Source organism: Marinobacter sp. es.042 (assembly GCF_900188315.1).
GTDB lineage: Bacteria > Pseudomonadota > Gammaproteobacteria > Pseudomonadales > Oleiphilaceae > Marinobacter.
Map to the genome: position 1 here is coordinate 1,236,528 of NZ_LT897781.1, position 21,200 is coordinate 1,257,727.

A 21,200-nucleotide genomic window follows, 5' to 3' on the forward strand; every position below is an offset into this window, starting at 1 on the left:
AGCGCCAGTTTAGAAACCTTTGCCTCGGCCGGAGAAAACCCCATAATGCCGGCCGGGTTTGTTCGGGAGGCGGTTATGTTACGCGCTATTGCTGTTACAGGATTGATTCTGGCCGTGGTTGTTGCCGGTGTGTTCGGTTGGCGCCTGCTCGGAGACACTGACGAAACGTCCAGCGGAGAAAGCCAGACCGTTCCGTGTGATCTGCTGGAAAGCGGTCCATGCCAATGGTCGAACGGGGCAGGAGATTGGCAGGTAGCCCTCAACACCGTGGGCTTGGGCGCTCAAGGCACCGAATACCAGCTTACCGTTGCCACGCCGGAGCGTCCGGAACGCTTTTTGGCTGTTCTCCGGGGCGAGTCCATGTACATGGGCGAGTACCCTGTGCCACTCGGCAAACAGGCGGAAAACCAGTACTCCGCCCGTTTCACAGCCCCGTTTTGCACCGTGGATGGCACAATGACCTGGCGCATTGATCTGCAACAGGGCCAGGAACCCATCGAAAACATCCCGGTTAAGCTGGTTTTCCAGGCCGAATAGCACAGGGACAGCTGAACCGGCATCTGGTCGGCTGACAACGGTACGGGATTGTGTAAAATCATCTCATCGCCATTTGCAGGGACAACGTGATGGATTACGGAGATAGCGTTCAGAAGGTTCTGCTCAGAAAAATCCGCAAAGCCGAACAGGATCTGATTCAGCTGAAGCTGGATTACTGCCGGTTTGTTTTCGGCCTGACTCATCGTGCGAAAGTGCTGGCCGGCGGCGTAACCTATGTGGTTCGTTCCGTGGATGTAGATAGCATGGCCAATACGGATGATGGCGGCTTCAGCCGGCCTGAAATAACCGGAACCCGAGTGGACGAGCAGGATCATGCAGAACCCGTTCCCCTGGGTACCGACTGGGCACTTGAAACCGCAAACAGACAGGCTGCTAAATAAACGCGTTGGCAGTAATGGCGTCGTAAAGACTCGACGTGGGCGGTACGAAATGGTTGTATCGCCAGAACTCCGCACCTTCCAGACCCGCCCGGAAGCAAGCCAGATAAACCGCACTGTCTGTTAATGTGCTGATCGCCTGCATCGCCTCCGGTTGACGAATCCCCGTTTTTCGATTGATGGTCTGGGCAACAATCCCGGCCACTGCCTCGGAATGCCGACCGCCTTTGTCGCTCAGGGCGCACCCGGCACCGTACAGCCAAGCCGTGGCATAGGCTTTGACCGTCTCGGGTGCGGTCGATAACTCCAGACCCTTTACACGGCAATCCCGTTCCTGGAGGCCAGCCAGAATGTGCAATCGGGAGATGAGCTCAGCCCGGTCCGGACCTGCCTCAGTAACCGGCTTTCTGCTGGCAACCGGCCATTCGAAACTGTTTGAGGGCAGGTCGTTAGGCACCGTGTCCTTCGTTTCTGGCCAGATTTCCTGGCGACCGACTGCGATGGGTTCTGAACGCACCAGCGAGATAACCCGAACAGCCAGCAGGACAAGCAGCGCCAGCAGCCCGACCTGTGTGAAGAGAATCAACCCGTTAACCATCATCACCAGAACTCTGAATGTTGCTATAAGTGACCAGAGTGTAACGGAGTGTATCTGAACAATGCCGCCGACCGGTCCTCAATTACCGGTTTAGCGTTGGCCGAAATGACGGAACTGTGATGGGGATCGCAGTGCGGGTTAGCAGGTGGGCATGGTCTGCAAGGCCAGTTTGCGGCGAATATAGCGGCCAAGAATGTCTACGCCAATGTTAAGCATGGCCGTTATCAGGATCAGAACCATTGCCTGGTCGAACCGAATACTCTGTATAGCGCTATCAACGTAGAAGCCAAGGGTGTAGATGCCGAGAATACCAAGGATGGCGGTTTCTCTCATGATGATTTCCCAGCGATAGAACAGAAATGCCAGAAATGATCGGTAGATCCGGGGCACGAGTTCCCAGCTATAGCGATTAAAGCCTGTGGGGGCATCGGATCTCAAACGGATCGTGTTGGTTTGCCGGCCAATCAGGTGGCCTATGATGCCGCCATTGTGAAGGGCCAATGCAACCACCGCAGGGAGCATGGAAGGTCCCCAGAGTTGCAGAAGTATGTAGGCCAGGATGTATTCCGGGGTTGATCGGGCAATCACCAGAAAAATATGGCCGGAGGTTCGACGTATCGGGCCGCCAAAGTGATTTGAGATCAAAGGGAACGCTAGCAGCGTGAGGATACCCGTGGCCACCAGCGCAATCTGAGTGAGAATCACAGTATTCCATATGCCAGGCAATGCCTGCTCGACCATCAGTTCATTTAGCCACGGTAAAAGGCCCGCGAGGCCCTCTCCATCCCTGAGTGGGCTGGGGACAATATCCTCGGTGAAAAACCGCTCAACATTACCCCAGACGATGGGCAGGCCATCGCCAAGGAAAAACGGAGCCCCCACGATATACACGGGTAACAACTTGGGTCTTACCCAAAGGGGAATCGTTGCAATGAGCACGTAAAAGAGGATTAACATTGCGCCGGCGTCGGAGTACATCCCCTGGGAAAAAGAGGTTTCCAGATAAAACCCCAGAGTTGGCAGGCCAACAAATCCGAGTATGGCACTCGAACGCAGCCCGCACTCCAGGCGATAGGCGGTGTAGGTTCTCAACTGGACCCAGCAATCAGGAATTCTGGTATACAGAAACGCGGCGATGGTTCCTGTGCCCGGTGGCAAGAGCCTGCCTGGTTCCGGGTCAGCTTCCTCGAGAATCTCGGAGTAAACCTTGGCGAAGATGCCGGAATAGGGTATCGCGATCGCCAACACGCCCGTCAGGGGATGGAAACCGAAAAACTGCAAAAAAATAAGAGCCCAGAAAAGCTCATGAATCGCCCTGATGAACGCGCAAAACACCCGCACCGGGAGGAATCGGTACACCAGAGCCAAAAAAAATCCGCAAACTCCGCCAACGGTCACCCCAACAAAGGCGAAGGCCACCGTTCGCAACAAGGCGGTAAGAAGGCCCTCGCTGCTGAAAAAGTTCGGAGTGAGTACACCCAGAAAAAAGTTGCCGAGATCCCGCCAGGGATTGTTCGCGGTGATCGCAATATCGGCAAACAGGAGACCCACGAGTGCAATAGCAAGAAAGATCAGGCTGGTGCGAACCGTTGGGTAGGAGAGCATCTTGCGACAGACCCTAATACAGCGACATGATGTCTGCGGCCGCCAATTGGTCAGTAGGCGCATCAAGGGCAACCTGCCCGTTCTGTATGCCAACAATGCGGTTACAGTACTTCATCGCCATTTCGACATCGTGAAGAGCGATAACACTGGTTTTGAAGCGATCCCGGAGCAATTGCATAACGTGATGCGCCATGGGCCCGTCCAGAGCCGAGATGGGCTCATCTGCCAATAAGACCGGGGCGTTGCGATAAAGGGCTCTTGCAATGGCTACCCGTTGGCGCTGTCCGCCAGAGAGCGAAGCTGTGGGAATCCAGAGTTTCTCAGACATTCTTAAAGCGTCCAGAAGCTCCAGAACCTGTTTTCTATCCTGCTTGAAGGGCCGCACAAGGGTAACAGTGTTGTACCAGGTGGCATGCTTATCGAGTTGGCCCATAAAAACGTTGTGAAACACCGGAAGGGCGTTCACCAGACCAAGCTCCTGAGGGACAAGAGACGACTGGCCATCCACTCGCTGGTGAATAAGCCGGATAAGAGTAGACTTGCCTGCACCACTCTTACCGACCAGAGCGACCTGATCTCCTTCCTTTACCTTGAGGGTGAGGGGCCCGATTACCCGCTCACCTCCAAAAGAGGCCGTCAGGCCTGAGAGATCAAAGCCTGCCATCAATCAATGATTCCGATTTCTTTCGCTACTTTGCGAATAGGCTCATAATCGTCGTTTGAGGCGGGAATAAAATCAGAACGCGGGAAGCTTTCAAGCAACTCCGGATCATCAAGCGAGAGCAGTGCCTCACGAACGCGGTCAGTAAAGCCTTCGCCGTAGTTTTCATCCACGTCGCCACGGATACTCCATTGGTAGTTCGGGAACCCGGGTGTTTTCCAGATGACCTTCACGGCGTCGGTATCAATGTTTCCGTCTTCCAGTTCTTTTTCCCAGACCGCGAAGTTCATTGCGCCCACTTCGTAGGTACCGGACTCAACCAGTCGGAGGGTGCGAGTGTGGTTGCCACTGTAGCCGACCCGAGAAAAGACATCCTCAGGTGCCTCGCCAAATGTTTCGCGAATGTGGTACTCGGGAATCAATCGTCCAGACGTTGAGCCCTTTGATCCGAAGGTAAAGGTCTTACCACGTACTTCTTCTGGCAGGCCATCCTGACGATCCAGGCCGGTGCTCTCGTGAGCAATAAAATAGACATAGAAGGCCTGATCCTCAGTGCCTTGTGCGATTGCCTGCGAGCCGGGTACCAGTGATCTCGCCTGAACGCCCGAAAGGCCGCCGAACCACGCCAACTGCACCTGATTATTCCGGAATGCGGAAACGGCAGCGGCATAGGATTTCACGGGGATGTACTTCACATCGGCATCCAGTTCCTCGGAAAGGTAGTCCGCAATGCCGCGAAAGCGCTCGACGAGTTTGGTTTCATCCTCGTCCGGTATTGCCGTGAAAATGAACGTTTGAGCGGAGGCGGTGGCTGCAAATAGCGAACAGAGACCAATAATCAGCAATTTCCGTATAAGATTGTGGGTCATGGTTTTTCCTTTTTGGAATGGATATTTACAGTGAAGAGTTGAAGCGAGCGACTCCTGCTTCAGAAGGATACCTTGATTTAGGTTAACTCTGAACAGCCCTACGGTTTGCGGGTTTAATTGGCTCAGGGCCTGACACTTCATTTTACAGCAAGCTGGGTTTAATCAAAGACAATGCACCTCATAACGATCACGCCGGCACAGCCGGATTCGAAAGCAGGAAACCGGGCAACCGCGGAGCGATGGAAGTCCTTGTTGGAAACTGCCGGGCACTCGGTCGAGGTGGTTACTGAATACCACGGTGAGCCCTGCGATGCATTTATAGCCCTGCATGCCTGGCGGAGTGTCTACGCCATACGACAATTCCGTGAAACCTGGCCTGGAAAGCCCCTCATCGTCGCGCTCACCGGCACGGATCTCTATCACCACCAGTACGAGTACCCGGATGATACCCGATATTCCATGTCCGTAGCCGATGCACTTGTTGGTTTGCACGATCTGGTAGCTCACGACATGCCCCCCGGTTTCGCCAGCAAGCTGGTCACGCTATACCAATCTGCCGAAGGGCCGGAAGCCCTTCCGGCGCCGCAAGCGGATCTCAAGAAGGGGAGTTTCGGCGTTTGTGTCATTGGCCATCTTCGGGACGAAAAGGACGCTCTCCGGGCGGCTTATGCTGCCCGATTGCTGCCGGAGGAATCGAAGATCCAGGTTTTTTGCGCCGGCAAGGCCCTCAAGGACGAGTGGCGCCACAAAGCGGAACGGGAAATGACTGAAAACCCGCGCTTCCACTGGCTTGGGGAGCTGGATAAAACCAGCACTCGGCAGTTGATGACAAACAGCCAGGTAATGGTGATCAGCTCGGTGATGGAGGGTGGCGCAAACGTGGTATCGGAGGCCTGCCGGGCTGGCTTACCGGTACTGGCATCCGATATCCCGGGAAATGTCGGTTTGTTGGGGCGGGACTATGCCGGATATTTCCCCGTGGGAGACGAACAGGCACTGGCCGAACTACTGTGCCGCTCAGAGACCGATCCGCGTTTTCTCGCTACGCTGAAAAAACAGGTGGGCAAGCTCGCCGGACGTTTTATACCAGAGAAGGAGCGGGCGTCCCTGGAGCAGGCGCTGCACCTTGCGATGCAGCACTGCTCACAGAGGCGTTAATCCCTCAGGGAAATGGGCTCGATCGGGCCGGTCTCATCCTGGGCTTTAATTCGCCCAATGATAGCAGCGTGTGGGTAACCCAGGGCTTTGAGTTCCCGTACACATTCTTCCGCCTTATCCGCCGCAACGCTTGCCAGCAGGCCACCCGCTGTTTGAGGGTCAAAAGTCAGGGGATAGCGGGCATGATTTACCCACTTTTCCTGATCCCGGATACCGCGGCGCAACCGAATGTTAGCGGGTTGCAGCGAACTGAGAATCCCTGCTGCTGCTGTTTCCTCCGCGCCGGGAAGGATCGGGATGGCAGAGAGATCCAGCTCGGCATCCACACCCGAGGGTTTGGTCATTTCAACCAGATGCCCGAGGAGACCGAAGCCGGTAACGTCGGTACAGGCTTTTGATCCAAATTTCCTGAGGCAGTCAGCCGCCGCTTTGTTGGACTGGACCATGGAGGCGAGTGCAGAGTCGATCCACCGACCTTTGGCAGCCAGCTTCGCGTGTGCGGCAAACAAGGTGCCTGTGCCTATGGGCTTGGTGAGAATCAGGGCATCGCCCGCTTTCAGGCCACCTTTGCTCATGACTTCTTCCGGGTCGATCAGGCCGTTGACTGCAAAGCCCAGGGCCAGTTCCTTGCCCTCGCCGGTGTGCCCGCCAACAAGCGCGCATCCTGCCTCGTTCAGCACTTCAACAGCACCAGACATCATCTGATAGACGACATCCTCAACCTTGGATTCAATGCCGTAAGGCACCGTGGCAACGGCCGTGGCACTCTGGGCTTCGGCGCCCATGGCAAAGACGTCACCCAGACTATGATTGGCCGCCACCTTGCCGAAGATGTAAGGGTCGTCAATGAACGCACGGAAGAAATCCACGGTATGAACTACGGCTTTGCCGGGTGGTACTGTCAAAACGGCGGCGTCGTCCGGGGCGTGAAGGCCGATCAGGATATCGTCCCGCTCGATGGGTTTCAGCTCTCCGAGGGCTCGCGAAAGAACCGTGCTGCCCACCTTGGCGCCACAACCACCACAACGCATGGCAACCGCCGAAATGGCCTGGGAGGCTTCCTCGGCATTCTGCGCGGCGGCCGTATCCGGAAGTTTGGATTCTTCCTCCATTGGAGGCAGATCATTGAACTTCTTCATGAAGCGGCGATCGATCCAGTCTTTCCAGCGCCAGACCCAGGCGCCGTCGAACTGCAGATCTCCCCGGGAGGCCACAGCGTATTTGTCCCCGGTGCTGATTAGCGCTAACCAATTCTTCTGAGGATGAAAATCCTTCGGGTCCTTGCCAGTTGCAAGCCGCTTGAGGTTGTCGGCGAGGGGAGGTCCCTGTCTTACCGCAAATACCCCCGCTTTTTCTCGGGGGTGGTTTATTACGTTGGCGATGTCGCCGGCCGCAAAAACGCTGTCGTCGTTCTCCACTTGCAGGGTATCGCGTACTCTCAGGAACAGGCCATCATCGAGCGCCAGGCCTGTGTCCTTGAGCCATTCCGGGCCACCAGCCCGGGTTACCCAAAGCACTTCGTCCGTTTGCAGGGTTTCGCCGGATTCGGTAATCAATAACCCTTCCTGAACCTTGCTGACTGGCGATCCCAGATGGACCATCACGCCACGGTTCGACAGGGTTTTTCGGAAAACCTCACGCACCTTGGGATTGTGGGTTGGCAGAATTTCATCGGCGGCGTCAAAGAGGTGGAAATGCAGCTGCCCTGGATCTTTACCACGCTGTTTCAGTTCATTCTTCAGGCGAAACTGCATGGCGAGAGTCAGCTCAACGCCACCGGCACCGGCGCCAACCACCGCAACCGCCAGCGGCCCGTCGTGATTCTCGATACGAGAGAGCAGTGCAAGCCAGCGGTTGTTGAAGCCGGTGATTGGCTTCACCGGAACCGCGTGATCGGAAGCGCCTTCCACTTCATTGACCCGCGGAGACGAGCCAATATTGATCGACAGTATGTCGTAGGGCACATCCGGGCGACCGCGGCAGATAACCCGCTTCCGATTCCGGTCGATGCCCATGGCTTCGGCCCTGTAAAAACGCGCACCAGCGTATTCCGCCAGGCGGCTCAGATCGATGTGGACGTCGTCGTAGCTATAGTGGCCGGCCACGTAGCCAGGCAGCATGCCGGAATAGGGGGTGTGGGTGTCGCGGCAGATCACGGTCAAGCGCACGCCGGGGACAGGGTTCATGGCGAACCGCCTGAGTACCCCGACGTGGCTGTGCCCGCCGCCAATCAGGACAATGTCCCGTAAAACAGGCTGGTCAGGCGTTCGCATCAGCCGATTTTCTTGGCTTCAGCGCTGAATTGGCTGTATCCCTTGACGTTTGAGAAGGCCTTCAGCTTTTCCTGGTCTTCGGCAGACGGATTGGCGATCTGGTCGATGGAGGTAATGCCAGCGTCCTTCATCTTCTTGGCGGTGGCCGGACCGATACCTTTAACCAGCGTCAGGTCACTCTTGTCGACCGGCTTTGCAGCCTTGGCCGCTGGTGCTTTCTTGGCTGCAGGCTTCTTGGCAGCCGGCTTTTTCGCCGCAGGCTTGCTGGTTGAGCCTTTGGCTTTGGAAGCTGTTTTGGCGGTTTTCTTCGGCGCTGATTTCTTGGCTGCCGTGCTGGCCTCTTTACTCACTTCATCTGTGAGCTTCTTGACCTCTTCACCCGCTTCCTTGGAAGCCACCCCAAGCCGCTCAAGAATGCTGCTCTGCAGTTCATGGAACTCTTCCAGGCGACGCTCAAACTCTTCGTGGAAACGCTTCATCTCGCGGTCGCGAAGCTCGTCGATTTCCTTCAGCAGCTTGCGAACAGGCTCCTGAACCTGGTTCTGCAAGCTGTCGAACTGCTTCAGCGCATCGTTCACCAGGCCTTCGATCTGGGAAGAAGTCTTTTCGAACTCCTTGTTGACCTTTTTCACGATTTTATCAACGTTCTGTTTGGCTTTCTTCGCCATGGAATGTCTCCTTACGGGCAGGTTTCAACGAAAATCAATATCAGGCCATCTGCCGGAAACCGGACATGGAGCCTGGGGAACGACGTGATTTGAGCGACTGTTTCTTGGATAGCACTTCCCGGATTCTGCGGAGCTTTTCCGCCAGCGACGAGCTGCCGTTGGAATCGAGCTCTACAAAATCGATTGAATAGAAGAAATTGCTGCAGTGTTTTCTGCGTTCGGTCACCAGCCCGGCGAGTCCTTCTGCGCGGATCTTGTCGAACGGCATGTCCATCACGAGATCCAGCACCACGGTATCACCGGGGTTGAACACTTTGTCGGTTTTCATAACACAACCGTAGCCGTCCAGCTCATAAAGGGCGGCTTCGACAAGTTCCTTCCGAAAAAGGCCCTGTCTGACTCGGAATCGTGCGACAAGGTCCGGCAATGCTTCGTTCATGAATCGGGTTCTCTGGTGATTTCCGTATCCACAGCAACCTGTCTCATTGGGAGACAGGCTGGATATTGGTTAAACAATAGACACTGAATTCTAGTTTTGCAACGCCATCAGTGCCATACGATCGACCGCTAACGCAGTTATTTAACAAATTCACCTGGCTGATCGGGCCAGTTTACTTGGTCTTCAATTCATACATATCAACGCGACGATCTTTCAGGTTAGTGACAGACCCCTCGTTACGCACCAGTTTCAGCTTTTCCAGGTCCATATCGGAGAACATGATCATCTCCGTATTCGGCGTGGTTTCGGCCATAACTGCATCGTGCGGGAAGGCAAAATCCGAGGGTGAGAATACGGCAGACTGGGCGTACTGGACGTCCAGGTTCTCGACTTTCGGCAGGTTGCCAACGCTACCAGTGACGACCACATAGCATTCGTTTTCGATTGCGCGGGCCTGGGCGCACTGACGAACCCTGAGGTAGCCGTTTTTGGTGTCGGTCCAGAACGGCACCATGATGATATCAACCTCCTGGCTGGCAGCAATACGGCCCAGTTCAGGGAATTCGATGTCATAGCAGATCATGATGGCGACCCGGCCAGCATCGGTCTCGAAGACCTCAAACTGGTTGCCGCCCTCGATCACCCAGTCGCGGCGTTCGTGGGGCGTGATGTGAATCTTGCGTTGCTCATCAACACGACCGTCCCGGTGGCAGAGATAGGACACGTTATACACCCGATCGTTTTCGATCAGTGGCATGGAACCGGTGATAATGTTGATGTTGTAGCTCACCGCCATTTCAGACATCTCTTCCCGGAACTGCTGGGTAAATCCGGCGAGGAAACGGATGGCCCGGGTCTGGTCCATCTGATCGGTCAGTCCCATCAGCGGCGCGTTGAAAAACTCGGGGAAGATGGCGAAGTCACTTTTGTAATCAGACAAGGCGTCCACAAAATACTCAACCTGCTCGAGCACCTCTTCAACCGAAGTGAATTCCCGCATCTGCCACTGCACTGCGCCCAGCCTTATCTGAGTTTTCTTGACGCTCAGAACCGGGGAAGGAGGGGTGTAGAGAATGTTCCGCCATTCCAGCAACGTCGCGTAGCCCTGGGATTTCTCATCCTCGGGCAGGTATTTGTGCATCAACCGCGTAACCTGGAAATCGTTCGAGAGCTGGAAGCTCAGAATCGGATCGTAGATTTCCTTGCGATCGACCCGTTGAATGTACTCCTCGGGTGAATACTGTTCGGCGTATTTGAAGTAGCTCGGTATGCGCCCGCCCGCCAGGATGGCACGCAGGTTCATGGAGCGGCAGAGTTCTTTTCGCGCTTCGTAGAGTCGACGACCCAGGCGGTAGCCGCGGTAGTCGGGGTGGATAAAGACATCCAGCCCATAGAGGGAGTCACCATTGGCGTTGTGCCAGATCTTCTCGTTACGGAGGATCAGATCGTCGTAGGTGTGCGGGTTGCTGAAACGCTCGTACTTAACGCAGACCGTCAGCGCAACCGCAATAAGCTGGCCGCTTTCCTCAATGCAGATCTGGCCGTCGGGGAACTGCTCCACCAATGCCTTGATGGTGTCCTTCGGCCAGGAGCCTCCGATGTCGTCGTATACCCGATCCATAAGCTTCTGAAGCTGATCGTAGTCATCAAGCCTCAGGTTCCGGAGGTTGAGGTGCAGTTCTTCATGGGCCATTCAGTTCGGCTCCCGTTCGTTATGGAATGAGGACAATCTCAGCGTCTGCGTCAATAATTAGAAAGTTTAACAGAAGCCGCTAAAGACTTCGCACCATGGGCCGAAACACACATTAACGAATATCAATTTTATTGCTGAGGATTCGACCGTGCAGCTGACATTCGGGCAAAAGCTCCTGACTGCTTTCGGTATTCTGTTGCTGTTGGTTATGGGGGCTTTTACGCTCTCTGGCGATTTACGGCTACAAAACACCACAGAAACCTATGTTAACGCGCTGATTGACGACACCGTGCAGCAGAGCACGTCGAGCATCGCAGAGTGGCTCAATACCCGGCTGGTGATGACTGAAGCCACGGCCAAAGCCCTGGAGAATGCCGAGAACGACGAAGAGGCACGGGTTATTCTTCAGGCTATTACTACCGGCGGCGGGTTCCGGGATGTCTATGTGGGGCGTACCGACGGCTACATGCTGATGAAATCGCCGGAGGCGAATGCCACGCTGCCAGCGGATTACGATCCCCGCCAGCGACCCTGGTACAAGAAGGCCATGAGCCTCGGCAGCGCCTCGTTTACCGAGCCGTATCAGGATGCCAGCACCAACGACATGATCATCTCCACACTTGCGCCCGTGAAGCGCGGTGAATACGAGGGCGTGGCCGGTGCTGATATCGGCCTGGGCGCGATAGCAAAAACCCTGAGCACAGTCACACTCGCGGACACCGGTTACGCTGCTTTGATCAATGAGCGTGGCACCATACTGTTCCACCCACGGCAAAGCCTTGTCGGCAAGAACATCAGTGAGCTCATTGGCGGCAAGCCGGATCTTGGCGGGGACGCTCACGAATACAGCAATGATGATGGCAACTGGGAGGCCAGTTTCCATCCGATCAGTGAAGCGCGCGGCGTGAAGTGGTACCTGGGGACCTTTGTAAACGCGGACAAGATCAACGCACCGGTCCAGAGCGCCAGAATGACTGGATTGATCATGGCCGTGATCGGCCTGATCGTTTCTCTGGTGATCCTGCATCTGGGCATCAAGGTTCTGATGGCGCCGGTTCGCCGTTTGAACAAGGCCATGGCGGACATTGGCAGTGGTGATGCCGACCTGACCCAGCGCCTGGACGACAGTGCAAGAGATGAGTTCGGTGAGTTGGCCCGGAGCTTTAACCAGTTTGTCGAGAACATCCAGACGGTCGTCCGGGATGTCCAGAAGGGTAGCGCCGAACTCGGAGAAAATGTCAGCTCGCTGAGAGATACCGCCAGTACCAGTCGTTCGAGCGTGGAGAGCCAGCAGGCCGAGATCGATATGGTGGCGACCGCGATCAACGAGATGTCGGCCGCTGCCGGCGAGATCGCCCAGAACGCACAGCAAACCGCAGACGCCGCCAACACCGCAGATGCAGACAGCCGGGCTTCGCTGGAGACCGTCGCTGCCTCCCGGGACGCGGTGCAGAAGCTCTCGAAGGAGATTAATGCGGCCGCAGAGGTCATACACACCCTTGGCAAGGACGTTACGTCAATCACAACAGTGCTTGAGGTGATTCAGGGTATTGCAGAGCAAACCAACCTGCTGGCATTGAATGCCGCGATTGAAGCGGCTCGGGCCGGTGAAGCAGGGCGGGGCTTCGCAGTTGTGGCAGACGAGGTACGTAACCTTGCCCAGCGCACCCAGTCCAGCACCGAGGAAATCAACGACATGATTGAGCGTCTGCAGAAGGGCGCCAATGATGCGGTCGATGTCATGAATGCCTCAACTGCCGTATCCAATGTCAGTATGGAAAAAGCGCAGGACGCCATGGATGCCCTCAACCGGATTGCCGAGGCAATCACGTCCATCAGCCAGATGACGTCACAGATTGCCACAGCATCCGAAGAACAGACGTCGGTTACCGAGGAGTTGAACTCGTCGATTACCCGGATTGCGGATCAGGGCCAGGAAGCGGCCGCCGCGGCCACCGAAAACGATGTTTACAGCGGGCAAATTGAGCGCATCGGCACCGCACTGAACCAGAACGTGTCGAGGTTCCGGGTGTAAGCGCAGGGCGCCTGTTAGCGGCTTAGGACTTCAAGCCGACGGCGCAGGTTCTCGAAGGTTTTGCGCCCAACGTAACGGGATTCTTCGCTCAGGTACGGGTTTTCGAGGGTAATGACCGTACGCTCGTCGAGATCAAGCTCTTTCACAGCGCGGGCGTAGTAGTGCCTGAGGAAATCATTGAAGCTGCCATCGTGGATGGCGCGCTCAATTCCCAGCTGAAGGCGATGGGCGGTTTCCTGGTCTTCGGGACCGACAAAGAGATAGGACGGCATCGGGTAGGCGATCAACAGATCAGGCTCAATTACCAGATTAGGATCCTGCTCCAATTCCAGGTCGTAAAGCACTTCGCTTACGCCCCTGGCAAAACACTCGAAGCGTTCATTACGCAACATTCCGAACAGTATTTCGTATCGGGAATGAGTGACTACCGGAATACCGTTGGCTTCAAGCACCGGTGTGTCTGGCCAGTGGGCGCCCTGGCCAATCCGAATCTGACTGTCTCTCAAGTCATCCAGAGTCTTGATTCCCGCAAACCGTGGCAGGGATTCCGGCATGACCACGCAAACCCGAAAACCGAGCAACCCGCCATCGACCGGAAACGGTATGGCGGTCAGGGATTTCTCCCGTTCTGCGGAGGTAGCAACATTGGCGATGTCAACTAATCGTGATTGGCCGTCTGTCAGTTCCCTCAGTACGCGGCCCTGGCTCAGCTCTTCACTTCTGATGATCTGAAATTCCCCGTACTCTGGCGTCTTCTTCAGAGCAAGCTCCACCAGGGCCCGGATGGCAGGGCTGTCGTAATTCCGGTACCAGAGTACGTAACCGCGCACGGCTGCCTGCGACGCAGTGGTCGATGACGTTGTGGCTGAGAGTGGTCCTGCCGCAAGGCAGAAAGCCAATGGCATCAGGCAAAGAACCAGTTTTCGGAACCGGTGGAAGACTAGGGAAGCGGGCAGAGAATATTCCAAATCAGAGATCCTTTCTTACTACTGGAAAAACCGGCTAACAAGCGGTCATGATTCAGGCACGCATCCTCACTTTAGAACAGAAACTCAAAAATAAATCGGACAACATCCAAAAAAATTGTAAAACCTTCTTGCGAGCACTGAAGTCCGTTGTAATCATCAGTTCCCAATCAATTTCGGAGCTTGGTCATGGCAATTATCGATAATCTCATCGGAGCGACCGGTCAATGGGTGGCAAGTACCGACCCCAAGGCCACATTGGCCAGCCCTCTTGCCTGGCTGAAGAAAACGGGCGGGTATGCAGCGGTGAACAAGATCATCGGTCTGTCGATTCCTTTTGCACCAAGGAACAATTTCAGCGTAGAGGAGGTCAGGCCAGGATATGTAAGAGCGAAAATCCGCTTGAAAGGCAACAAAAACCACTTCGGCAGCCTTTATGCGGGCGCGTACTTCCTGGTAGCCGAAATTCCCGGTGGCGTGCTGACTCTATTTGATCTGGGGCCTTCGTACACGCCGATTCTCAAGGAAATGACGCTGCAGTTTCTTCAACCAGCCAACAGCGATGTCACTGTAGAATTCACCCTGGATCCCGAAACCGTGGCAGCCATTCTTGCCGATGCTGACGAGACCGGGCGGGCGAAATTTTCCCTGGAAGGCAAACTGGTGGACGAAGAGGGCAACCATGTAGCGACCTCCATCGCCCATTACCGCGTGCGGAAGAAAGGGTTTAAAGCGGAGGCCTGAACAATTCAGGCCTGTTCGAGGCCAGCGATGGTTTGCAGGAAAATCTCGCCGTATTTCTCAAGCTTGGCGGCGCCCACGCCGCTGACTTCCGCCAGCTCATCCAGGGTGCGCGGTTTGCGTTCCAGCATTCCAAACAGGGTAGTGTCGTGGAAAATGACGTAGGGCGGCACGCCCTGTTTGTCAGCCAACTCCTTGCGGCAGGCTCGAAGCGCCTCCCAGCCGGCCTTGTCGGTAATCTGTTCTGAAACCGGCGAACCCGACCGGCCGCCGTTTGCCCGGCCGGTTGCCTTCTTGATTTCCGGATCCTTGCGCAGCTCAATGGTCTGCCGTCCTTTCAGCAGTGGCCGACACTGCTCGGTCAACTGGAGCGCACCATAGCCCTCCGGATCTGCGCGGAGGTAACCATTCGCCACCAGTTGCCGGTAGACCGATTTCCACTCGTTGGCGCTCAGTTCCGTTCCAATGCCGTAGGTTGACACCTGGTGGTGCCCGGATTGGAGAATCCGCTCGTTTTCCGAGCCTCGCAGAACATCAATCAGATAGGTAACACCAAAACGCTGGCCCGTGCGGAAAACGCAGGAAAGGGCTTTCTGGACGGCGACGGTTCCGTCCCAGGTGTCCGGTGGATTCAGGCAGGTGTCGCAATTACCGCAGGGTTGTTCAAGCTCGTCCCCGAAATAACGCAGCAGCACCTGACGCCGGCAACTGGTGACCTCACAGAGCCCCAGCATGGCATCCAGCTTCTGCCGTTCCACGCGCTTGAAATGATCGTTACCCTGTGAGCTTTCCAGCATTTGGCGCAGTTTGATGACATCCTGCAGGCCATAAACCATCCAGGCCGTAGATGGCTTGCCGTCACGCCCGGCCCGACCGGTTTCCTGATAGTAGGCTTCAAGGCTCTTAGGCAGATCCAGATGGGCGACAAAGCGCACGTCCGGTTTATCGATACCCATGCCGAAGGCGATGGTGGCAACAATAATCACCCCGTCTTCACGCAGGAACCGCTCCTGGTGATGGGCACGCTGTTCCGAGGACAGGCCTGCATGATAGGGCAGAGCGGTATAGCCTTTCTGGGCCAGGGTTTTCGCGGTGGCGTCGACCTTGTTACGGGACAGGCAGTAAACGATGCCGCAATCGCCCTCATGTTCTGCTTTAATAAAATCCAGTAACTGTTTGTTCGCGTTTATTTTTGGCGCTATACGGTACTGAATGTTAGGGCGATCGAAGCCACTGACGAAGTGTCTTGCCTCCGTCAGTGACAGTCGTTCCGCAATCTCCTTTCGGGTTCGCTCATCCGCGGTTGCGGTCAACGCGATGCGGGGTACGCCGGGAAACTGTTCTGCCAGCATGCTGAGCTGAAGATAATCGGATCGGAAATCGTGACCCCATTGGGACACACAATGGGCCTCGTCGATAGCGAACAGCGAGATGGAGGCGTCATGAAGCAATTCGATGGTGCGCGGCTGTATCAGTCGTTCGGGGGCGCAGTACAGAAGGTCAAGCTCACCGGTCATGAGCGCGTATTCGGTCGCCCGGGCCTGCTCGAAATCCATGGTTGAATTCAGGAACGCAGCTCGGACCCCCAGCTCTTTCAATGCCGCAACCTGGTCCTGCATCAGGGCAATCAGAGGTGAAATTACGATCGCAGTGCCCGAGCGAACCAGCGCCGGCACCTGGTAGCAAAGGGATTTACCGCCGCCCGTCGGCATGAGCACAAGTGCATCACGGCCTTCCGATACTTCCCGGATGATGTCACCCTGAAGCGGACGGAAGGATTCATAACCAAAGACTTCGTGCAGCACCTGTTCCGGATCACGGCCCGAGGTAGTTGGGCGCTCGGTGGAAAGCTGTTCGAAATCCTGATCAAGATACATAGAATAACCGGTTGCTTGGCCTGGAGCCGCTGTATTGATTCGGGTGGAGTGCCGGGTTCGGCGCAGTGGCGAATGATACCAGATTAACCCTGAGGATTGGCCAGCAAACCCGCGTGCCGGGTGGAGGCAAACTCATCTAAGAAACGCTACAATACCGCGTTTTTGAACCACCGTTTCACGCCATACTGTGACAGACACTGATAATAACAGGGCTTCCATGCAGGAATTTGATGCCATCCGTCCCTATTCGGACGAAGAAACCGGCGCTGCTATCAACCGCCTGGTCAACGATCAGGAATTTCTGGATATGGTCGGTCGCTTCAAGTCACCGACTCTCGCCCGCTGGGCGCCGGCCATGTTGCGTGTGTTTACCCGTCGCTGGTTAAACAGCCATTTTGGTCACTACACACGAGTCGATGATCTCCAGGCCGGGCTTTCCAGCTACGTAGGTGAGCTGGTTGAGAGCACAACCACGCGAGTAACGACCAGCGGGCTGGAGAACCTCGACAAGCGCGGCGCCTATCTGTTTATTTCGAACCATCGGGACATTGTTTTCGATCCCATGGTGGTGAACTACCAGCTGTTCCAGAATGGTTTCCATACCACCCGGATTGCCATTGGCGACAACCTGCTTGCCAACCGGGTGTTCGCTGAAATGATGCGACTGAACAAGAGCTTTGTGGTGCGACGCAGCATGACAAGTCCCCGCGAGATGCGTGATGCCTACATTACTCTCTCCGGCTTTATCAACCACAGCATCGATACCAATCACAGCATATGGATCGCCCAACGTGAGGGCCGGGCGAAGGACGGCCTTGATTTTACCGATCCGGCCATCATCAAAATGTTTTACATGAGCCGCAAAAAGAGCGGGCTCAGTTTTGGCGAAGCCATGAACCGGTTGCACATCGTTCCTGTTTCCATCGCCTACGAATACGATCCCTGCGATGCTGACAAGGCTCAGGAACTGGAAACCCGTGCCAGAACCGGAAAATACGTGAAGCGTGAGGGCGAGGACACCGAACAGATCATGAAGGGACTGACCGGTTTCAAAGGTCATGTGCATGTTCACTTTGGCGCGCCCATTCATGATTCACCGGATAATGCGAAAGATCTGGCATGCCGCATAGACCGGGAGATGCATGCGAACTATCACCTGCATGCCTCAAACCTGGTGGCTTATCAGCAGCGTGGTCTTCATCCCCAGGCCCACGATACGCCGGATACCGTCAGCGATTCAGTGGTCACTGCCGAAACCTTGTCACCGGCGGAAATGGAAGCTGCTGAAGCCGAGATGGAGCGGAGACTGGAAGCCTGCGACCCGGCCATCCGGCCCTATCTTCTGGATATGTATGCCAATCCAGTGGTCACCGCACTCGAGGCCAATGCCGAAAAATCCGGTCATTCCGAATAAGCCGGCACACAATTTTCAGACGAGAGGTAAACCGTGCAGGATCTTCAGTACATTGAGATTGAAACCGGAGCAAACCCGACCGCAGCCGTCATCTGGCTTCATGGCCTTGGTGCCAGCGGCCACGACTTCGAGCCCGTAGTGCCGGAACTGGGCCTGCCGGAAGATACAGCGGTACGCTTCATCTTTCCCCATGCGCCCAATCTGCCTGTCACCATCAACGGTGGCATGTCCATGCCCGCCTGGTACGACATCAAGGCCATGGACATCGATCGTGTGGTGGATACCGAACAGTTGCGGGCGTCTGCCGATGCGGTCGCCAAACTGGTCGAGCAGCAAAAAGAAAAAGGCATCCCGCCGGAGCGTATTATCATCGCCGGATTCTCCCAGGGAGGCGCCGTTGCCTATGAACTGGGGCTCAGCTACCCCGAACGGTTTGGCGGTGTCCTGGCGCTTTCAACCTACTTCGCCACCGCGAACACGGTTCAACGTTCAGAGGCCAATGCCGATGTGCCAATCAGTGTGTATCACGGCACCTTCGATCCGATGGTGCCGGAGTCCCTGGGCGTGCGCAGTGTCGAAACCCTGAAGGAAATGGGCTACGACCCTTCGTACCAGACGTTCCCCATGGAACACAGTGTGTGCCTCGAGGAAATACAGGACATCGGCCGATTCATTCGCCGACACCTGCTTTAAGGCACCGCCATGCCCTGGGTCAGACCCAGAGCATGGCGCCCATCTCCAGCGGATGCGTCAGTGATTCGTGATAGGGGTACATCCTGAGCCTAAGAGTCTGCAAGCCGGGATAGGGTGGTTGCACGCGGGTGGAGAACACGGTTAGCCCCTCCGCTTCACTTGCCTTATCCAGCAAGAAACTGTCTGGGCCCGGGCTGTTATGGGTGCCGGTGCATTCTGGGCTGACCAGGCACTCCACCCGTACATCCTCCGCTGACAGGCCATTGAGCCTTGCCTCGACTCTGAGTTCTACGCCGCCATCATGGGGGCAGGCAGCTTCGACGCAGCCAACCACGTTTAATTCCACACCCGGCCAGGCATGCCTGACCCTTGCCTTCCAGTCTGCGAGCCCTCTGGCAACCTGGCCGCTGTCGGCCATCAGCAAAGCACCCTGGGTTGACGCCGGCTGGTAATAATTATTGACGTAATCCATCACCATACGCCGGGCGTTAAACCTTGGTGTGATCGACTTCATCGAAGCCTTGGATCGCTGGACCCAGCCTTTCGAAAAGCCCTGGGAGGCGCGCTCGTAGTAGAGGGGAACCACTTCGAATTCGAGCAGATCGATCAGGTCCCGGGCCTCTTCCTCATTCCGGAATTCAGGGTCCAGTCCGATATCCCTGGGAGGGATGCCCCAGCCATTGTTGCCGTCATAGCCTTCGCCCCACCAGCCGTCGAGCACGCTGAGATTAAGAGCGCCATTGAGGGCTGCTTTCTCGCCGGAGGTGCCACTGGCTTCTTTCGGGTATTCCGGTGTGTTCAGCCATATATCGACGCCGCTGAGCAGCCGGCGGGCCATGGCCTGGTCATAGTCCTCCAGCAGAATCAGATGCCCCATCAACGAGGGGTGCATGGAAAGGTCGTGGATTACCTTGATCAGTTGCTGGCCGGGTTTGTCCTTGGGATGGGCCTTGCCGGCAAATACCAGCACCACCGGGCGGTCCGGATCGGTCAGTATGCTTTCGAGGCGTTCAAGGTCCGAGAAGATCAGCGTCGCGCGCTTGTAGGTGGCGAACCGCCTTGCAAACCCGATAACCAGAGTGTCTTTTTCCAAGGAAACAAGCTGCCGGGTCATCCTGTCAGTGACGGAATGGCCGGTGCCGTTGCGTTTATGCTGGCGCTTGAGCCGCTGGACAATGTATTCGCCCATTTGCTGTTTCAGGGCCTTGTGAACGCTCCAGTAGTGATAGTCCGGGATCTGGTCGATAAATTTCCAGAATTCGGGGTTCCTCAGCTCACTTTTCCAGGTGGGCGCCTGTATATCAAACAAGCTGGACCATTCCGGCGCCAGAAACGTCGGTACGTGCACACCGTTGGTAATGTATCCAATGGGGTTTTCTGCCGGCGGCACCTGGGGCCAGATATCGCCCTCCATCAACGAAGCGACACCGCCGTGAATCCGGCTCACTCCGTTGTGGAAACGAGAGCCGCGCAGGCCCAGGCTGGTCATATTGAACCTGTCTTCACCGTCTTTCGAGCCCAGGGCAAACACCTGATCAAAATCCAGTGCAGATTCCTCGAGGTAGCGGCCCAGGGCATGGTGAACCAGGGAGCGGGGAAAAATGTCGTGGCCGGCTGGTACCGGTGTGTGCGTTGTGAACAACGTTGCGCCGGCAACGGCTTCAAGCGCGGCCCCGAAACTCAACCCGGCGACCATGGTCTGCCTGCAGCGTTCCAGAATCTGGAATGCGGCATGGCCCTCGTTGATATGCCAGACGGTCGGCTTGAGGTTCAGCGCCTCCACAACCCGGGTTCCGCCAATGCCAAGCAGCATTTCCTGGCTGATCCGCGTGGACTCGTCGCCACCGTATAGCTGGAGCGTCAGATCCCGGTCTTCCGGGCCGTTTTCTTCGGTATTGCTGTCCAGCAGGTATAAGCGGATATGGCCAACTCGGGCTTCCCACACCCGCGCCACAACATCACGCCCGGGGAAGGGCACAGAGACCTTGAGCACCTTGCCGTCTATCTCGACCGGTGTAATAGGCAATTCATCGCTGGAATGGGACTGGTAGCGCGCAATCTGCTGGCCATGGGCGTCAATACTCTGGATAAAGTAACCCTGCCGATACAACAGACCCACAGCGACAAAGGGCAGGGCCAGGTCACTGGCGGCCTTGCAATGATCCCCGGCAAGGATGCCCAGGCCGCCGGAATAGATCGGAAAACTTTCGTGGAAGCCGAATTCGGCACAGAAGTAAGCCACCAGGGCCTGTTCCGGATCGAGCTTCTCCGTCACTTCCGGGCCGGGGCCAGCCTCCAGATAGGCATCGTAGCTACTCAGGACCCGACGATACTCGGACAGAAACGCCCGGTCTTCAGACGCTTCATCGAGTCGATCCTGGGCAACCCGCCGCAAGAAAAGCTTTGGGTTGTGCTCGACTTTCTGCCATAGCGGTAGGTCAATACGGACAAACAGGCTTCGAACCCCATGGTCCCAGCTGTAGAACAGGTCATTGGCAAGCTCTTCCAATCGCTCCAGGGGTTCGGGAAGCAGGGGATGAGCTTCAAGTCGGAATTCCGTTGCTTTATGCATGTTG

18 protein-coding genes are annotated in these 21,200 nt (G+C 56.1%); 7 read left to right on the forward strand and 11 right to left on the reverse strand.

What is annotated here, in order from left to right:
* Window positions 1-75 precede the first annotated feature (75 nt).
* Together CFB02_RS05885 and CFB02_RS05890 are read left to right on the forward strand one after the other, a co-directional pair.
* Window positions 76-537 (forward strand): hypothetical protein, encoded by a 462-nt coding sequence (locus CFB02_RS05885; RefSeq protein ID WP_227519335.1) that lies wholly within the window; start codon window positions 76-78, stop codon window positions 535-537.
* Window positions 538-626: 89 nt separating this feature from the next.
* Entirely contained in the window at window positions 627-938 is a 312-nt protein-coding gene (locus CFB02_RS05890; protein ID WP_088557271.1) for a hypothetical protein, read from the forward strand.
* On the opposite strand, the gene CFB02_RS05895 is transcribed toward CFB02_RS05890, so the two are convergent.
* The 4 genes from CFB02_RS05895 to CFB02_RS05910 all read right to left on the reverse strand — a co-directional run bounded on the left by CFB02_RS05895 (window position 931) and on the right by CFB02_RS05910 (window position 4,668).
* Window positions 931-1,536 carry a hypothetical protein gene (locus CFB02_RS05895; RefSeq protein WP_088557272.1) on the reverse strand — a complete coding sequence of 202 codons (606 nt, stop codon included), beginning with the start codon at window positions 1,534-1,536 and terminating at the stop codon, window positions 931-933. The genes CFB02_RS05890 and CFB02_RS05895 overlap by 8 nt on opposite strands.
* Window positions 1,537-1,671: 135 nt before the next feature.
* Entirely contained in the window at window positions 1,672-3,138 is a 1,467-nt protein-coding gene (locus CFB02_RS05900) for a PhnE/PtxC family ABC transporter permease (RefSeq protein ID WP_088557273.1), read from the reverse strand.
* A gap of 13 nt (window positions 3,139-3,151) precedes the next feature.
* The gene (locus CFB02_RS05905; RefSeq protein WP_088557274.1) at window positions 3,152-3,802 is read right to left on the reverse strand and encodes an ATP-binding cassette domain-containing protein; all 651 of its coding nucleotides are present in this window, start codon (window positions 3,800-3,802) and stop codon (window positions 3,152-3,154) included.
* Entirely contained in the window at window positions 3,802-4,668 is an 867-nt protein-coding gene (locus CFB02_RS05910) for a putative selenate ABC transporter substrate-binding protein (protein WP_088557275.1), read from the reverse strand. Before CFB02_RS05910 ends, CFB02_RS05905 begins: the two co-directional genes overlap by 1 nt.
* Window positions 4,669-4,839: 171 nt before the next feature.
* Between CFB02_RS05910 and senB the strand changes: the two genes are divergently transcribed.
* On the forward strand, window positions 4,840-5,826 hold the full coding sequence (gene senB, locus CFB02_RS05915; protein WP_088557276.1) for a selenoneine biosynthesis selenosugar synthase SenB: 987 nt from the start codon (window positions 4,840-4,842) through the stop codon (window positions 5,824-5,826).
* Here the strand turns inward: senB and selD are convergent.
* The 4 genes from selD to CFB02_RS05935 form a co-directional block, all read right to left on the reverse strand.
* A complete protein-coding gene (gene selD, locus CFB02_RS05920; protein WP_088557277.1) occupies window positions 5,823-8,099 on the reverse strand; it encodes a selenide, water dikinase SelD in 2,277 nt (758 codons plus the stop codon). The genes senB and selD overlap by 4 nt on opposite strands.
* Window positions 8,099-8,767: a helix-hairpin-helix domain-containing protein gene (locus tag CFB02_RS05925; RefSeq protein WP_088557278.1), complete on the reverse strand. Its 669-nt coding sequence runs from the start codon at window positions 8,765-8,767 to the stop codon at window positions 8,099-8,101. The genes selD and CFB02_RS05925 overlap by 1 nt, the downstream gene beginning before the upstream one ends.
* A 40-nt stretch (window positions 8,768-8,807) precedes the next feature.
* The gene (locus CFB02_RS05930) at window positions 8,808-9,206 is read right to left on the reverse strand and encodes a hypothetical protein (protein ID WP_008171578.1); all 399 of its coding nucleotides are present in this window, start codon (window positions 9,204-9,206) and stop codon (window positions 8,808-8,810) included.
* 172 nt (window positions 9,207-9,378) lie between these two features.
* Entirely contained in the window at window positions 9,379-10,899 is a 1,521-nt protein-coding gene (locus CFB02_RS05935) for a carbon-nitrogen hydrolase family protein (RefSeq protein WP_008171577.1), read from the reverse strand.
* Window positions 10,900-11,047: 148 nt separating this feature from the next.
* Between CFB02_RS05935 and CFB02_RS05940 the strand changes: the two genes are divergently transcribed.
* Window positions 11,048-12,934, forward strand: coding sequence for a methyl-accepting chemotaxis protein (locus CFB02_RS05940; protein WP_088557279.1), 1,887 nt, complete (start codon window positions 11,048-11,050; stop codon window positions 12,932-12,934).
* A 14-nt stretch (window positions 12,935-12,948) separates the two neighbouring features.
* Here the strand turns inward: CFB02_RS05940 and CFB02_RS05945 are convergent, their stop codons facing one another.
* Window positions 12,949-13,902: a hypothetical protein gene (locus CFB02_RS05945; RefSeq protein ID WP_088557280.1), complete on the reverse strand. Its 954-nt coding sequence runs from the start codon at window positions 13,900-13,902 to the stop codon at window positions 12,949-12,951.
* 186 nt (window positions 13,903-14,088) lie between these two features.
* On the opposite strand from CFB02_RS05945, the gene CFB02_RS05950 reads away from it, so the two are divergent.
* Complete coding sequence (locus tag CFB02_RS05950) at window positions 14,089-14,643, forward strand: YiiD C-terminal domain-containing protein (protein WP_041645218.1); 555 nt, start codon at window positions 14,089-14,091, stop codon at window positions 14,641-14,643.
* Window positions 14,644-14,648: 5 nt separating this feature from the next.
* Here the strand turns inward: CFB02_RS05950 and recQ are convergent, their stop codons facing one another.
* Entirely contained in the window at window positions 14,649-16,517 is a 1,869-nt protein-coding gene (gene recQ, locus CFB02_RS05955) for a DNA helicase RecQ (protein WP_088557281.1), read from the reverse strand.
* Between the two features lie 217 nt (window positions 16,518-16,734).
* Between recQ and CFB02_RS05960 the strand changes: the two genes are divergently transcribed.
* Entirely contained in the window at window positions 16,735-17,931 is a 1,197-nt protein-coding gene (locus tag CFB02_RS05960; RefSeq protein ID WP_088557282.1) for a lysophospholipid acyltransferase family protein, read from the forward strand.
* Between the two features lie 33 nt (window positions 17,932-17,964).
* Window positions 17,965-18,624 (forward strand): alpha/beta hydrolase, encoded by a 660-nt coding sequence (locus CFB02_RS05965; RefSeq protein WP_088557283.1) that lies wholly within the window; start codon window positions 17,965-17,967, stop codon window positions 18,622-18,624.
* A gap of 19 nt (window positions 18,625-18,643) precedes the next feature.
* On the opposite strand, the gene glgP is transcribed toward CFB02_RS05965, so the two are convergent.
* Complete coding sequence (gene glgP, locus CFB02_RS05970) at window positions 18,644-21,196, reverse strand: alpha-glucan family phosphorylase (RefSeq protein WP_172835804.1); 2,553 nt, start codon at window positions 21,194-21,196, stop codon at window positions 18,644-18,646.
* Window positions 21,197-21,200 lie beyond the last annotated feature (4 nt).

What these genes read in the sequence shown, in the direction of transcription:
- CFB02_RS05885 (WP_227519335.1), top strand. Translation starts at nt 76, where the DNA reads ATGTTACGCGCTATTGCTGTTACAGGATTGATTCTGGCCGTGGTTGTT.
- senB (WP_088557276.1), top strand. Translation starts at nt 4,840, where the DNA reads ATGCACCTCATAACGATCACGCCGGCACAGCCGGATTCGAAAGCAGGA.
- glgP (WP_172835804.1), bottom strand. Translation starts at nt 21,196, where the DNA reads ATGCATAAAGCAACGGAATTCCGACTTGAAGCTCATCCCCTGCTTCCC.
- CFB02_RS05925 (WP_088557278.1), bottom strand. Translation starts at nt 8,767, where the DNA reads ATGGCGAAGAAAGCCAAACAGAACGTTGATAAAATCGTGAAAAAGGTC.
- recQ (WP_088557281.1), bottom strand. Translation starts at nt 16,517, where the DNA reads ATGTATCTTGATCAGGATTTCGAACAGCTTTCCACCGAGCGCCCAACT.
- CFB02_RS05935 (WP_008171577.1), bottom strand. Translation starts at nt 10,899, where the DNA reads ATGGCCCATGAAGAACTGCACCTCAACCTCCGGAACCTGAGGCTTGAT.
- CFB02_RS05900 (WP_088557273.1), bottom strand. Translation starts at nt 3,138, where the DNA reads ATGCTCTCCTACCCAACGGTTCGCACCAGCCTGATCTTTCTTGCTATT.
- CFB02_RS05930 (WP_008171578.1), bottom strand. Translation starts at nt 9,206, where the DNA reads ATGAACGAAGCATTGCCGGACCTTGTCGCACGATTCCGAGTCAGACAG.
- CFB02_RS05960 (WP_088557282.1), top strand. Translation starts at nt 16,735, where the DNA reads ATGCAGGAATTTGATGCCATCCGTCCCTATTCGGACGAAGAAACCGGC.
- CFB02_RS05890 (WP_088557271.1), top strand. Translation starts at nt 627, where the DNA reads ATGGATTACGGAGATAGCGTTCAGAAGGTTCTGCTCAGAAAAATCCGC.
- selD (WP_088557277.1), bottom strand. Translation starts at nt 8,099, where the DNA reads ATGCGAACGCCTGACCAGCCTGTTTTACGGGACATTGTCCTGATTGGC.
- CFB02_RS05950 (WP_041645218.1), top strand. Translation starts at nt 14,089, where the DNA reads ATGGCAATTATCGATAATCTCATCGGAGCGACCGGTCAATGGGTGGCA.
- CFB02_RS05910 (WP_088557275.1), bottom strand. Translation starts at nt 4,668, where the DNA reads ATGACCCACAATCTTATACGGAAATTGCTGATTATTGGTCTCTGTTCG.
- CFB02_RS05895 (WP_088557272.1), bottom strand. Translation starts at nt 1,536, where the DNA reads ATGATGGTTAACGGGTTGATTCTCTTCACACAGGTCGGGCTGCTGGCG.
- CFB02_RS05905 (WP_088557274.1), bottom strand. Translation starts at nt 3,802, where the DNA reads ATGGCAGGCTTTGATCTCTCAGGCCTGACGGCCTCTTTTGGAGGTGAG.